The organism is Paenibacillus tyrphae (genome assembly GCF_024158745.1).
GTDB lineage: Bacteria > Bacillota > Bacilli > Paenibacillales > NBRC-103111 > Paenibacillus_G > Paenibacillus_G tyrfis_A.
Genome location: NZ_JAMZAW010000017.1, coordinates 113122 through 126302 on the forward strand (window position 1 = coordinate 113122; position 13181 = coordinate 126302).

Here is a 13181-nt window from a genome sequence, read left to right on the forward strand (position 1 = left end):
AAGCCTCCTTTTGCCTTAACGCGGATTCCGATCGGCGTCCTTGCCGCCGAAGAACCCGCCGCTTAACCTCCTGTATGATTAACGGCGAAGTAAGATTAGCCGCCTTAACCGTTAATGGCCCAAATAAGCCTGCTTGACGACATCCTGCGAACGCAGATTGTCGGCGGTGTCGTGATGGCTGATCTCGCCGTGCTCCAGCACGTAGCCGCGGTCCGCCACCGACAGCGCCATCGCCGCGTTCTGCTCGATCAGCAGAATCGTCAGCCCCTGGCGCTTGATCGTCCTGATCGTCTCGAAGATTCCTTTGACGACGATCGGGGCCAGTCCCATCGACGGCTCGTCGAGGATGAGCAGCTTCGGCTTCGCCATCAGCGCCCGCCCGATCGCGAGCATCTGCTGCTCGCCGCCGCTCATCGTGCCGCCGAGCTGAGTCCGTCGCTCCGCCAGCCGCGGAAACATCGCATAGATGGCGTCCATCTCCTGCTTCAGCTCGCCCTTGCCCGATTTCCGCGAATAAGTGCCCATATGGAGATTTTGCTCCACGGTCAGCTTCGGAAAAATGCGCCGGCCTTCGGCCACCATCACGATGCCTGCCTCCACAAGTTTATGCGTCGGCTGGCCGATGATGTCTTTGCCCTGATACAGAATGGAGCCCTTCGAAGGGATGACACCGCAAATGGCGTTCACGGTCGTCGTTTTCCCCGCGCCGTTTGAGCCGATCAGCGTCACCACCTCGCCCTGCTTCACCTCCAAAGACAAGTTCCTCACGGCGTGAATGCTGCCGTACGATACGTTCAAATTGCGGATCTCAAGCAACGGGAATCCCCTCCTCGCTCTCCGTCTTGCCGATGTACGCCTCGATGACCGCCGGGCTGTTCATGATCTCGTGCGGGTCGCCGTCGGCGATCTTCTCGCCGTGGTCGAGCACCGCCACCCGATCGCACAGCTTGCACACCATGCCGACGTTGTGCTCGATCAGAATCAGCGTCGTCCCGCTGCCGCGAATCGTGCGAATCAGCGCTTCCATCTCGTGGACCTCCTGCCCGTTCATCCCGGCTGTCGGTTCGTCGAGCAGCAGCAGCTTGGGGCCGGAAACGAGCGCCCGGGCGATTTCCACCCGCCGCTGGTTGCCGTACGACAGGCTGCCCGCCTGCTCCTGCTCGAAGCCCCGCAGCCCGACAAGCTCCAGCACCCGCAAGCTCGCCTCCGTCACCTCGTGCTCCTCCCGCTTGGCGGAGCCGAGGCCGAGAATCGCCGACCAGAGACCGGACCGCGTGCGGCCGAACATGCCGACCTTGACATTTTCCAGCACCGTCTCGTCCTTCAGCAGCCGGATGTTCTGGAACGTCCGCGTCATTCCTTGCTGCGCGATGCGGAACGGCTTCAGGCCTTGGATCGGCCTGCCTTCGAACGTGATGGACCCTTCGTTCGGCTGATACAGACCGGTCAAAATATTGAAGAACGTCGTCTTCCCGGCGCCGTTCGGGCCGATCAAGCCCAATATCTCGCCCTGCTTCACCTCCAGGCTGACTCCGCTGACGGCGGTCAGGCCGCCGAACCGTTTCGTAATGCCTTCCACCTTAAGCACGGCCGCCACCTCCCTTGCCGCGCGGCTTCATCTTGATGCCCGTCTGCCCGAAAATTCCCTTCGGGCGATAGCGCATGACCAGAACCATCAGCAAGCCGTAAAACATCATTTTGTACATATCGAGGTATTTCATATCGAACATTTGAAGGTCGAACAGCCGGAACAGCTCCGGGAGCAGGTACAGCAGCGTGACCCCGAACAAGGTGCCGCGGATGCTGCCGAGCCCGCCGATCACGACCATGCTGAGCACCGTCGCCGAGACGGTAAAGCCGAACGAATCCGCGCTGAGGAACGATACTTTATGGGCGAACAGCGCGCCCGCCGCACCGGCGTAAGCTCCGCCGATCGCGAAGACCAGCACCTTGTAGTACGTCGTGTTGATGCCCATCGAAGCGGCGACCGTCTCGTCCTCCCGGATAACCATCCAGGCGCGGCCGATCCGCGACCGTGTCATTTTCCGCAGCGCATAGATGCCGACGAGAAGCACGATCACGACGAACAGCAGGTAGCCGACATTTTTCATCTCGATGCCGAAGAACGACAGCCCCGGAATCGAGTCGAGGCCGTAAGCGCCGCCGGTCAGCTCGGAATTTTTGAAGTAAGACTGAATGATGAGTCCGAGCCCGAGCGTCGTAATGGCGAGAAAATCTTCCCGCACCCGCAAGCTCGGCAGCCCGAGCACCGCGCTGATGACGAAGGTCAGGACAATCGCGAGCGCGATGGCCAACCACGGGTTCAAGCCCGCTTTTACCGATAAAATCCCCGAGGCGTAAGCCCCGATGCCGAAAAACGCCCCATGTCCCAGCGACACTTGGCCCGCGTATCCGGTAATGAGGTTCAAGCCGAGGCCGAGCAAAATATAGATGATCAGAAAGACGACGATATCGACGTAGTAAGGGTTAAACAGCGCATCCATACGATCACCTACACTTTATCGACGTTCTTCCCGAACAGCCCGGAAGGCTTGAAGAGAAGAATGACGATCAGAATGATAAACGCGATGGCGTCCTTGTCGATGACCATGCCGGTCATGAACCCGTCGCTCAGCGATTCGACGACGCCGAGAATCAGGCCGCCGACAATCGTGCCGGGAATCGAGCCGAGGCCGCCGAGCACCACGACGCAGAACGCCTTAAGACCCGGAATCGCGCCCATCGCCGGAAACAGCGAGTTAAAGTTCCATGCGACGAGCACGCCCGCAGCGGCTGCCAGCGCCGATCCGATGACGAACGTGACCGAGATGACGCGGTTTACGTTGACGCCCATCAGCGATGCGGCCCGCGTGTCCTGTGCCGTCGCCTGAATGGCTAGGCCCATCTTCGTAAACTTCAGGAAGGCGTACAGCAAGCCGAGTCCGACGATGCCGGCCGCGATGATGTACAGCTTCGTATTCGTGAGTGAAATCGATTCGGTGAGGTTTACGACCGATACTTCGATGCCGGTCTCGGGAAACGCCTGCGTATCCGACGTGAAGACGATTTGAAACAGGTTTTCGAGAAAAATGCCGACCCCGATCCCGCTGATCAGCGTGGTGATGGGGTGAGCACCGCGCAGCGGACGGTAGGCGAACCGTTCGACCGCCATCCCGGCGATGGCCGAGATGACCATGGCGAACACGATGGCCGCCAAGAACGGCAGGTGCAGGTACGTAATGCCGATCATCGCCGCGAACGCGCCGATCATGTAGATGACGCCGTGCGCGAAGTGCAGCAGCTTGAGGACGCCGTATACCATCGTTAGGCCGACGGCGATCAAGATGTAGATGAACCCGAGCGATATGCCGTTTAGCAGCTGTTGCAGCAGCATAAGCCGTTCTTCACTCCTTTCCGTGGAGGTCGCGGGGATAAGAAAGGAGACCCCAAGGGCCTCCTCCCTTTGCCTTTGACCGACAGATTGTTCTTAGTTGTACATTTGCGATTTCACGAATTGGAATTTGCCGTCCTTCACGGTCATAAAGATCACCGGCTTCATGACTTCATGGTCGGTGCGGAAGCGGATTTGGCCCGAGGTGCCTTCCAGCTCGCTCGTTTCGTTAATGGCCTGCTTCAGCTTCTCCTTGTCGGTGCCCGCTTTCTTCATCGCTTCGAGGATGACCATCGCGGCGTCATAGCTTTGCGAAGACAGCATATCCGGCTCGCCCTTATACTTGTCGTGCCAAGCTTTGACGAACTTCTGGACCACAGGGCGGTTGTCGGTCGTGTAGAACGACGTGGTGAAGGTGGACCCTTCCGTATTCGATTTTCCAAGCTCCAAATATTTCGGCGAATCGAAGCCGTCCACGCCAAGGAGCTGCGCGTTAATGCCGCTTTCCTTCGCCTGCTTCACGATCGCGGCCGCTTCGTTGTAATAGGCGACTACGTACAGCGCGTCCGGATTCGTCGCTTTGACCGCCGTCAGCACGGAGCTGAAATCTTTGTCGCCCATCTTGTGCGGACGATCGATCGCGATTTTCGCGCCAAGCTTCTCGACGTTTTCTTTGAACGACGTGTAGATCGATTTGCCGTAGTCGTTGTCCACATACAGGACGGCGATGTTTTTCTTCTTCAGGTCATTTACCGCATATTCAGCCATCGCCCGGCCCTGCACCGGACCCGTATAGATGACCCGGTTCACGTAATCGCCGCCCTTGGTCGCATCCGGATGCACCGCATACGCGACGACCATCGGCACCTTCAGCTCCTGCACCTTCGCCGCAGCCGTCTTGGTCGGGCCGCTGTAAGCGCCGCCGACGAGCGCCGTCACTTTATCGTTGTTCACCAGCTTCTGCACCGCTTTAATCGCTTCCTCCGGTTTGCCTTGGTCGTCCTCCGCCACAAGCTCAACCTTCTTGCCGTTGATGCCGCCGGCGGCATTGTACTGCTCGACCGCCAGCAGCGCCGCGTCGCGGCTGTGCGTGCCGTCCGTCGCCGTCGGCCCGGTCAGCGGACCGAACCAGCCGATCTTGATCGCGTCGCCCGACGCTTCTTTGGAAGCGCCTCCATTTGCCGAAGAAGAAGTCGCCCCTCCGCCGCTTGCGCAGCCGCTGAGCAGGAATGTAGTCATCATGACGCCCGCTGCAAACATCGAAAACCGTTTCATCTTTAAGTGCCCCCTTTTGCTGTATGTGAATGAAGTGTGAACTTTCCCGGTGCACTCCTATCGTACTTGTAAACGCTTACGAAAGCACTAGTGAATTTTGCGAAAGTTTAGCACAATTTTGCTGCGCGATATTCGTTCGGGCTGCAGCGAAGATAACGTTTGAACAGCCGGCTGAAGTAATTGGAATCCTGAAAACCAGCAAGCGAAGCGATCTCCTGCACCGATTTATCGGTGTTTTCAAGGTAATAGACCGCTTTTTCGATTCGGAGCTTGTTTAAGTAGTCGACGAAGGTGCTTCCCGTTTCCTTGCGGAACAGGTGGCTGAAATGGTAGGTGCTAAGGTAACAATATTGTGCTATCTCTTCGAGGGGAATCTTGCGCTGATGATGCTGTTTCATGTAGGCGATGGCCGTCCGGATTACCGGCGACACCTCCGCTGTCTGCGCTTCGCCGATCCGTGCGGTCAGCTTGCTCCAGTGCTCGCTAACTTTGGCCACGAACTTGTCATAGCGGATCGTCATGTACAGATCTTGAATAAACCGGGCGTTCTCCGACAAAATGCTCTGCGCATGGCCGCCCACATCGAGCGACAGGCGCGTCAGCTGCATGACGAGGTCGATAACCTCGGATTTGAACATATCGACATTGCCGCGGTACGTCTGCCCCATGCGCTCCAGCAGCAGATGCAAGTACGAAACCGCCCCGTGCACGTCGCCCAGGCGAACGCGGGCCATCAGCTCCGTCCGTTCCGCTTGCGAGACCGGCTTGTGCGGCTGCTCGCCGTCCTGCTTTTGCTTCTCGTATTGGAAAATGAGCCGATTGCCCTGGAAGAAGCGGTCGATCATCGACTCCTTCGCTTCCTCGTATGAGTAGTGAAGCATGTACGGGTTATCATAGAAGGTGCCTATGCCGACGGAGACGGAAAAGCCCTGCACGTCGGTCAGCTTCTGCACCTGCTTCGCCATCGCGAAAGCGGTCTTGGCGGGATCGGGATCGCGCCGGTCCTTCGTCCCCAGCTCAACGAGCAAAGCCAGCACGCCTTCGGCCACCCACACCCAGACGAACGGCGCTTGGATGCCTGCATGCAGTGCGTCGATCAGCTTGTGGCCGATATCGACGCGCCACTGGATGGGCTGGCCGAGCGCAAGATCGGGATACCGGTCCATCGAGAATACCATCGCCAGATTGGGCCGGAGATACATATCGAACTCCGCCTGCATCTCCGCAAACGTCGCTTCGTGGACCAGCGTACCGGAGATCAGCAGGTGGGTAAACGTCGCTTGAGTCGGATTTTGCCTCATGGGAGCCTCCTAACGGTTATTTCGGTTAAAAAACTCATATCCAATATAGCATGATTGTCGCAGCAGGACAGGGGGTGGCGACAAGGGAATTTTTTGCTGCGGGCGTTATTCCGCAATGTATCTTACAATTTCGGCCAACTCGTTGACAAACGAGTCCTTGTCGTTATCTGCCGAGGATGCAACGGACACGCAACGGTCGACTTGAACACCGCTTAACTGCAGAGCGGACAATACCCATGGCTTGCTGTCCCCATGCAAACAGACGATAGATGACGGCCGATGGTCGGCGATTTGCTGCGCGAGCCGATCGACGCTTTGTTGTCTGACCCGCTCCCTGTCCACTTCCGGCACTTCATTGATCGACCGGGGACACAGATGAATCAGGAAGCATTCTCTGCTTCTGAAAAAATGCAGAAAGTCCCAGTGGTCTTCAGGAACGTCTTCTCCCAAAGCTATCGCGAACGATTCCTTCACCTGTTCCAACAGTGCGGAATCGCCATTAAAGAAAAACGTGCCGTCGCCGGGAGGCGCATCTCCGATCATCAACGTCTTCACGCATTCCGGTTGGAACATCCGGTCATTGACGTAGATCGTGATCGCCGTTTCGTTCGGGCAATCGGCCATCTTCCGGCGCCACATCGAATCCTCCATCAATAAGTAACGCTCAAGATTGTCGAGCAGCGTGTCCCAGCCTTCGGCGGTATCGCTGATTTCCACGAACTCCCCATTCTCATAATCAAAAACCAAGCCTCGATCCTCGTACAATTCGCTTTCGAATCTGGAATAATGAATACGGAAAACTTCCGTCCACTCTATAAAGGTTTCATAGCTGTCATGCGCTATCGACAATCCTTTATCGTTTACCGTAATTTTGTCGGTGTGACTCATCTTTTTCGCTTCTTCCCTTCGTTACTATAATCGATTTGCAAACCAAAAAAGGCCCTGCGCTCGCGCATTATGCGGAGACCGGGCGTTTCCTGGCTGGGTCTTTTTTCAACTTGGCAACCTTAAGCAGCCGTCTCTTCCGCTTCCACGGGCTTGAACCGGCTTTTGCCGAAAAAGACGTAGAACAACACCGAAACGACCGTATACACCACCGCCGTAATGCAGAACGCGTAAACGTAGCCATAGTAGCTGCCGTATTGAGCGACAAGTCCGGTGCTGACCGGCGAGGCCAGAAACCAGCCCAGATTGAACACCGCTTCTCCAGAGCTGGAGGCAAGTCCGCGCATCGAGCGGTCAACGTATTTCATCTTGATCGTGTTGTAGAACGGATTGGCCGCATTCATCAGAGCCTGCCGGAATAAATACCCTCCGCTCGCAATCATCAGGTTGGTCGAAAACGCCGTAATAAGCAGAAACGGAATCGAGCACAGCTGAAGCACGATAACCGCTTTCGCTTCCCCGAGCCGCCGGGCGATGACCGGACCGATCAAGTATGCGAGCGCAGTCGCGCCCTGTCCCAAGGAGACGATGACGCCAATCACCGATTTCGAGGCGTCAAAGCGGTCTTCAAAATAGACGTTCAAGTAAGGCACTACCATGCCTCCGGCCGTCGAGGTCATCAGCCCGAGCAGAACGAAGAGGCCGATCACTTGAAGCGACGCTTTATGATGCTGTACCGTATACCGCCACGAAAACTTTCCGCCGGACGGCCGTTCCTCCCGGCTCCTCTTCAGCATCAAGACGGGAATCAACCCGAGCGCCGCTATGCCGACACCCGTCAGCAAGGTCAGACGCAGGCTCAAGACGCCGTCAAGGCCGAAGCTAAACTGAAGCGTGTCGGTGAGAAACCCGCCGAAGACGTTGCCGATAACGCTTGCAAACATGACGAGAGCCAAGTTTAAACTGAACAGATGCACACGCTGCGACGGGGTGGAATGGTTCGCCATGAACGGAATGACGGTCGCAGACACGACCGCCAGCGTCATTCCGCCCAGAAACGCGGAGACGAGCAGCCCCTGCTCGCCATCGATCAGCGAGCGGGCAGTAAGAGCGGCTACTACCAAAAATCCCCCCGTCGTCACAAGCCGCTTCGGACCGAACCTGTCGTTCATGATGCCGGCCGGCACCAGTACGATCGCTGCAGCCGCAGCCGCCATTCCCACGATGTGCCCGACCATCGTCTGGTCGTAGCCGAGCGCTTTGACATATAGATTGTAGACGAGGCCGAACATCCCGAGCCCCAGATTCCATACGAAATTAAAGCAAAGAAACAACCGGAGATTCCGGCTGTACCCGAGAAACTGCATCTTCCATTCATATAATAAAACCGACATCGGCCATCCGTCCTCCGGAGTCATGCAGCATTTATACCATATTTTAAGAGTAACCGATTCCATCGATGATTTGAATCTCTTTTTTTCCAACGGTCAAAAGAGAATCGTTCAAAATAATAGACAATTCCCTTTCCAAGGCTTGGATAAAGATGTTATGCTTGTCAAATACGGAGCGGACGGTCCATACAACAGCTCCGAATCGGAAGGAGAGACGGCATTGACAAGCTGGCATCAGAGCTTTACTCAAGATTTGTTAAACCAAGCAGCCCGCGCCTACGGCGTAGCCCCGGAGACGGTGAGCCATGTGGGGGGCTTTGAAAATCTCATATACGGCTTCCGGCGCGACGGCCGGGACCTGATTCTGCGCGTGACTCACAGCTCGCACCGCTCGCGGGAGCTGATCGAGTCGGAGTTGCATTTCATGGGCTATCTCGCGGAGGGCGGCGTACGGGCAGCGAGGCCGGTGCCGTCTTGCTCCGGCGGACGGACAGAAACGGTCGAAACGGAAGACGGCTACTTCACGCTGGCCTGCTTCGAACAAGCGCCGGGCGGTCTCGTCCAGGCCGGACATCCGGCTTGGGGCCCCCGCCTCTTCGAAGGCTGGGGCGAAATTACGGGGCGCATGCACAAGCTCGCCCGGTCGTATACCGTCCCTGCGGACATGACCCGTAGGCCGGACAAAGATATTTTGACCTTGGACCCGGCTTATTTGTCCCATCCCAACATTGCCTTGGCCTATCGCCGATACGTCGAGGTGGAGGCGCGTATCAACGCGCTCGCCCCAGAGCAGGACGGCTACGGCTTATGTCACCGGGATTTGCATCATAAAAACTTTTTTGTGCACGGCGAAACGATCACGGCGTTCGATTTCGACGATTGCGGGTACGACTATTTCGTGCAGGATATCGCCATGGCCGTTTATTATGCCTCGGTACTGGGGGACTGGGCCCGGCCCGAGGCCGATCCGAAGCGCGTGTCCGAATTCGCCAACCGGTTTCTGGACAGCTTTATGAACGGATACCGGCGGGAATACGAGCTGGGCAGCCACTGGCTGAAGCAGCTGCCGCTGTTCGTGGAAAGACGCCGCTGCGATATGTGCATGATCTTCCTGCAAAACGCAGTCTCCGAGCCTCCGAGTGCAGCGATCCGCGAATGGCTTGACCGGAATGTGGAACAAATTTCTCACGGGAATACCTTATTATGACCTATGCAGTTTATGGAGATTTTTGGTAAATATTTGGTTTAGCCGTAGCCCAAAGAAGCATTGGATCATGCTCCGGCAAAGACCAATAAGCCCCTGGCTTCAAGGCCAGGGGCTTATTCTTATGATTTTACCATCTTACCATTTCGCTACTTCAACGTCCGCTTTCAGCCACGCTTCCCACTTCGGATCTTCGATCTTAAGAAAACTGAGCGAAATTCCTTCCATATCGAGCGAAGTCAAATGCGTGCCGATTTTGACGAACCGGACATCCAAGTTTTCCAGTTCACACAAGCGGCGAATGTCATTGGCAAACGCATACTGTTCGACCAGCGGGGTCGCGCCTAAACCGTTGACCAATATCGCGAAAGGGTCTTGCCTTCTCCAACGGTATACGCTTTTCAGCTTATTGAACAGCTCGACCGCGAGCTTTTCCGAAGAAGAAAACACCTCTTTGCGGTACCCTTTCTCCCCGTGGATGCCGACGCCGTAATACGCTTCGTTTTTTTGCAGCGTAAACGACGGTTCGCCCTTCGTCGGATCGTTCGCCGGCGACAGCGCCACGCCCAATGTGTGCAGCCTGCCGATCACTTGCTCGCCGAGTTCCTTCAGCTGCTCCAGCGTGTAGCCTTCCCGCGCGGCCGCCCCCAATATTTTATGGACCAAAACGGTACCGGCGACGCCCCTTCTTCTTTTGTTGTACGTCACGTCATCTTCGATCGACACATCGTCGTTAACGATGACATGGTCGACCATTCGCCCTTCTTCTTTCGCCAAAGCTTCCGCCGTCAAAAAATTGCCGACGTCCGCGGTAAAGTTTTTAATGATGAGCAGCACGCTTCTGCTCTTGTCCACGAGGCGGATCGCCTCCAACACTTGCTCCGGCGTCGGCGGCACGAAAATTTCACCCGCAACCGCAACGGAAAGTATGCCGTCGCCCACATAACCAAAATCCGCCGGCTCATGACCGCTTCCTCCCCCGCTGATGAGCACGACTTGCTGGCCCATGTCCGCAAGGTCTTTACGGAATATCAAATTATATTTCTCGTTATAGAACACCCGGTCTTTATGCTCAAAATAGAATCCGTGCAGCATATTGCGGACAATATTTTGAACACCGTTGATGATTTTCGTCATTTGTTTCTCCACCTTACTTTGGTTTGTTTCCGGTCTGCTCGAGCAGCAGCAGTTGATTACGGATCATCTCTTTGATGAGCGAAGACAACACCGAAGGTTGAATGGAACAATGGTGTTCAATCCAATCTTTGATCGTCCCGACAAACCCGTGACTGTAAAACGACGCCACCATATTTTTGTTCGCCTCGGAGATATGGATCGGCTTGTCCATCAACAGTTCATCGATGATTTTGATATATAAATTTTTCGTATGTTCAAATAAATACTGGTTAAACGAGTTTTGATCGGTTACTTTAAACGCCCTGCGGTAAAACCGCTGATTCTCGTAAAAATAGTCCATCAACAAGTCGAAAATGTTCTCCCACTTCTCATAATCCAAAAAGTCCTCGATGTTTTCCTTCGTTTCTTCTTTGTAAATCCAGCCCAAGAGCTCATACTTGTCCACGAAATGATAGTAAAACGTTTGCCTGCGCATCTGACAAGGCTGCATAATATCGCTTACGGAAATTTCGTGGAACGATTTGGTTTCCATCCGTTTTTTTAAGGAATTCGCTATGATCTTTTTGGTAATGAGCGAATTGGTCATGATCATCTTCCCAACCCTAGGTTTACTGTTAATCTTAACAAAATCATCATGATTATTGAAGCAAGCGTTGTTTGACAGTTTGCCGTTTTTGTCCGTTTACGATAAAACGTTTTCATTCTATCATAGGGATTAATCAAACGATTTGGAATTTATGGATCGCGGGAGGTATGGCAAAGTGAAAAAGATCATCAACAAACCAGAGACGCTCGTCGCGGAAATGTGCAACGGGCTCGTCTTGGCCCATCCGGAGCTGGAGTTTATCAAGAAATATAAGGTGATCAAGAAAAAAGAAATTAACGAAAACAAAGTCACCTTGATCAGCGGCGGCGGCAGCGGGCACGAACCGGCTCACGCCGGGTTTGTCGGCAAAGGGATGCTGGATGCGGCCGTATGCGGCGATGTGTTTGCATCTCCATCCCAAATTCAGGTGTACCAAGCCATTAAAGCGACAGCGAGCCAAAAAGGGACGCTGCTGATTATCAAAAACTACAGCGGCGACGTCATGAACTTCAAAAACGGCGCTCAACTGGCCGCAGAAGACGGCATCCAAGTGGAATATGTGCGCGTCGACGACGACATTGCCGTTGAAGACAGCTTGTACACGGTCGGACGCCGCGGCGTTGCCGGAACGGTGCTCGTCCATAAAATTGCCGGAGCTGCTGCGGAAGAAGGCCGCGATTTGATGCAAGTGAAAGCGGTCGCGGAGAAAGCGGCGCATAACGTGCGCAGCATCGGCGTGGCGTTCACTTCGTGCACCGTTCCTGCACACGGGTCGCCGACGTTCAAACTCGGCGAAGATGAAATGGAGTACGGCGTGGGCATTCACGGCGAACCGGGCCAGCGGCGGGAAAAAATCGTCAGTGCGGACGACCTGGCGAAGCGGATGACGACCGAATTGTTAAAAGATTTGGGCATCCAAGACGAGGACAACGCGGAAGTTGCCATGCTCGTCAACGGCTTCGGCGCGACCCCATTGCAGGAGCTGTACTTGTTTAATAACGCGGCGGTTCGCGAGCTCGCAGGCCGGAACATCCGGATTTGCCGCACGTTTGTCGGCAACTATATGACGAGCATCGATATGGCGGGCATTTCGCTGACGATCTTGAAGCTCGATGACGAACTGGAAACGCTCTTATCAAAAGAATGTCATGCGCCTGCATTCCGGGTAGACGGTCCGGTACCGCAAGTCGAGTATGCGGACATCGCGGAAGCCGACGACGATCGACCGGTTTCCTTCAAAACGGAAACGCCGGAACATTACGCGGCGGTTCAAGGCGGCGTGCTGACGCTTCAAAACATGATCTACATCGTCGATAAAATGAGCGAAATCATTATCGAAAATGAAGTTCCGTTCTGCGAACTCGACTCGCACGCGGGGGACGGCGATTTCGGGATGAGCGTCTCCAAAGGATTCAGGCAGTTAAAGCGGGAATGGAGCGCGATTTTGGCTCAAGAGCCTTTAACGATCGGTTCTTTCCTGGACGCGTGCTCCATGGTCATTATGGAATATTGCGGCGGCGCTTCCGGACCGATTTGGGGCTCGGCGTTCCGCGCTGCCGGCAAAGCGGCAGGAGATAAAGCGGTACTGACTGTTGCGGAGTATGCGGAAATGTTACAAGCCGCGGTCAAAGGCATTCAGGCAACTGGGGAGCGTTCCTTCGGCAGAGGCGCCGTCGTTGGCGACAAAACGCTGATTGACGCGCTGGTGCCTTTCACGGATACGTTCACGGCAAGCGCCGCGGCAGGCGACGACTTTAAATTCGCTTTTGAAAAAGCGGCGCAAGCTGCGGTGGAAGGCGCCGAAAAAACGAAACAAATCGTCGCCCGAATGGGGCGCGCCGGCACTGTCGGCGAACGCAGCTTGGGCTATCCGGATGCAGGCGCCTACGCGCTTGGCGTTATCTTTACGGAAATCGCCCGCAGCTTGAAATAATCTAGGGAACAGCGGCCGGATGAGGGCATTATTTATCATGTTGTATAAAATCAGCAAAAACCGCCGTAAAGAGCGGTT

General features: G+C 55.4%; 12 protein-coding genes. 2 read left to right on the forward strand and 10 right to left on the reverse strand.

What is annotated here, in order from left to right:
• Window positions 1-111: 111 nt before the first annotated feature.
• From NI000_RS24140 to NI000_RS24175, 8 genes are all read right to left on the reverse strand, one after another.
• The gene (locus NI000_RS24140; RefSeq protein WP_253413945.1) at window positions 112-816 is read right to left on the reverse strand and encodes an ABC transporter ATP-binding protein; all 705 of its coding nucleotides are present in this window, start codon (window positions 814-816) and stop codon (window positions 112-114) included.
• Window positions 809-1588: an ABC transporter ATP-binding protein gene (locus NI000_RS24145; RefSeq protein WP_253413946.1), complete on the reverse strand. Its 780-nt coding sequence runs from the start codon at window positions 1586-1588 to the stop codon at window positions 809-811. Before NI000_RS24145 ends, NI000_RS24140 begins: the two co-directional genes overlap by 8 nt.
• Window positions 1581-2504, reverse strand: a complete 924-nt coding sequence (locus NI000_RS24150) for a branched-chain amino acid ABC transporter permease (RefSeq protein ID WP_253413947.1) — start codon at window positions 2502-2504, stop codon at window positions 1581-1583. The genes NI000_RS24145 and NI000_RS24150 overlap by 8 nt, the downstream gene beginning before the upstream one ends.
• 8 nt (window positions 2505-2512) lie before the next feature.
• Window positions 2513-3394 (reverse strand): branched-chain amino acid ABC transporter permease, encoded by an 882-nt coding sequence (locus NI000_RS24155; RefSeq protein WP_253413948.1) that lies wholly within the window; start codon window positions 3392-3394, stop codon window positions 2513-2515.
• A 93-nt stretch (window positions 3395-3487) separates the two neighbouring features.
• Window positions 3488-4666 (reverse strand): ABC transporter substrate-binding protein, encoded by a 1179-nt coding sequence (locus NI000_RS24160; protein ID WP_253413949.1) that lies wholly within the window; start codon window positions 4664-4666, stop codon window positions 3488-3490.
• 107 nt (window positions 4667-4773) lie between these two features.
• Window positions 4774-5967 carry a helix-turn-helix domain-containing protein gene (locus NI000_RS24165; RefSeq protein ID WP_253413950.1) on the reverse strand — a complete coding sequence of 398 codons (1194 nt, stop codon included), beginning with the start codon at window positions 5965-5967 and terminating at the stop codon, window positions 4774-4776.
• 105 nt (window positions 5968-6072) lie between these two features.
• The gene (locus NI000_RS24170; RefSeq protein WP_253413951.1) at window positions 6073-6855 is read right to left on the reverse strand and encodes a hypothetical protein; all 783 of its coding nucleotides are present in this window, start codon (window positions 6853-6855) and stop codon (window positions 6073-6075) included.
• Between the two features lie 119 nt (window positions 6856-6974).
• A complete protein-coding gene (locus NI000_RS24175) occupies window positions 6975-8246 on the reverse strand; it encodes an MFS transporter (RefSeq protein ID WP_253413952.1) in 1272 nt (423 codons plus the stop codon).
• Between the two features lie 139 nt (window positions 8247-8385).
• Between NI000_RS24175 and NI000_RS24180 the strand changes: the two genes are divergently transcribed.
• A complete protein-coding gene (locus NI000_RS24180) occupies window positions 8386-9450 on the forward strand; it encodes a phosphotransferase enzyme family protein (protein ID WP_253413953.1) in 1065 nt (354 codons plus the stop codon).
• A gap of 135 nt (window positions 9451-9585) precedes the next feature.
• Here the strand turns inward: NI000_RS24180 and dhaQ are convergent, their stop codons facing one another.
• Both dhaQ and dhaS read right to left on the reverse strand, forming a co-directional pair.
• Window positions 9586-10584, reverse strand: coding sequence for a DhaKLM operon coactivator DhaQ (dhaQ, locus tag NI000_RS24185; protein WP_253413954.1), 999 nt, complete (start codon window positions 10582-10584; stop codon window positions 9586-9588).
• A gap of 13 nt (window positions 10585-10597) precedes the next feature.
• Window positions 10598-11170 (reverse strand): dihydroxyacetone kinase transcriptional activator DhaS, encoded by a 573-nt coding sequence (gene dhaS, locus NI000_RS24190; protein WP_253413955.1) that lies wholly within the window; start codon window positions 11168-11170, stop codon window positions 10598-10600.
• Window positions 11171-11345: 175 nt separating this feature from the next.
• On the opposite strand from dhaS, the gene dhaK reads away from it, so the two are divergent.
• The gene (gene dhaK, locus NI000_RS24195; protein ID WP_253413956.1) at window positions 11346-13103 is read left to right on the forward strand and encodes a dihydroxyacetone kinase subunit DhaK; all 1758 of its coding nucleotides are present in this window, start codon (window positions 11346-11348) and stop codon (window positions 13101-13103) included.
• Window positions 13104-13181: the final 78 nt, after the last annotated feature.

Coding starts and splice junctions, on each gene's coding strand:
- NI000_RS24150 (WP_253413947.1), bottom strand. CDS start 2,504: ATGGATGCGCTGTTTAACCCTTACTACGTCGATATCGTCGTCTTTCTG.
- NI000_RS24155 (WP_253413948.1), bottom strand. CDS start 3,394: ATGCTGCTGCAACAGCTGCTAAACGGCATATCGCTCGGGTTCATCTAC.
- NI000_RS24160 (WP_253413949.1), bottom strand. CDS start 4,666: ATGAAACGGTTTTCGATGTTTGCAGCGGGCGTCATGATGACTACATTC.
- NI000_RS24165 (WP_253413950.1), bottom strand. CDS start 5,967: ATGAGGCAAAATCCGACTCAAGCGACGTTTACCCACCTGCTGATCTCC.
- NI000_RS24170 (WP_253413951.1), bottom strand. CDS start 6,855: ATGAGTCACACCGACAAAATTACGGTAAACGATAAAGGATTGTCGATA.
- NI000_RS24175 (WP_253413952.1), bottom strand. CDS start 8,246: ATGTCGGTTTTATTATATGAATGGAAGATGCAGTTTCTCGGGTACAGC.
- dhaQ (WP_253413954.1), bottom strand. CDS start 10,584: ATGACGAAAATCATCAACGGTGTTCAAAATATTGTCCGCAATATGCTG.
- dhaS (WP_253413955.1), bottom strand. CDS start 11,170: ATGACCAATTCGCTCATTACCAAAAAGATCATAGCGAATTCCTTAAAA.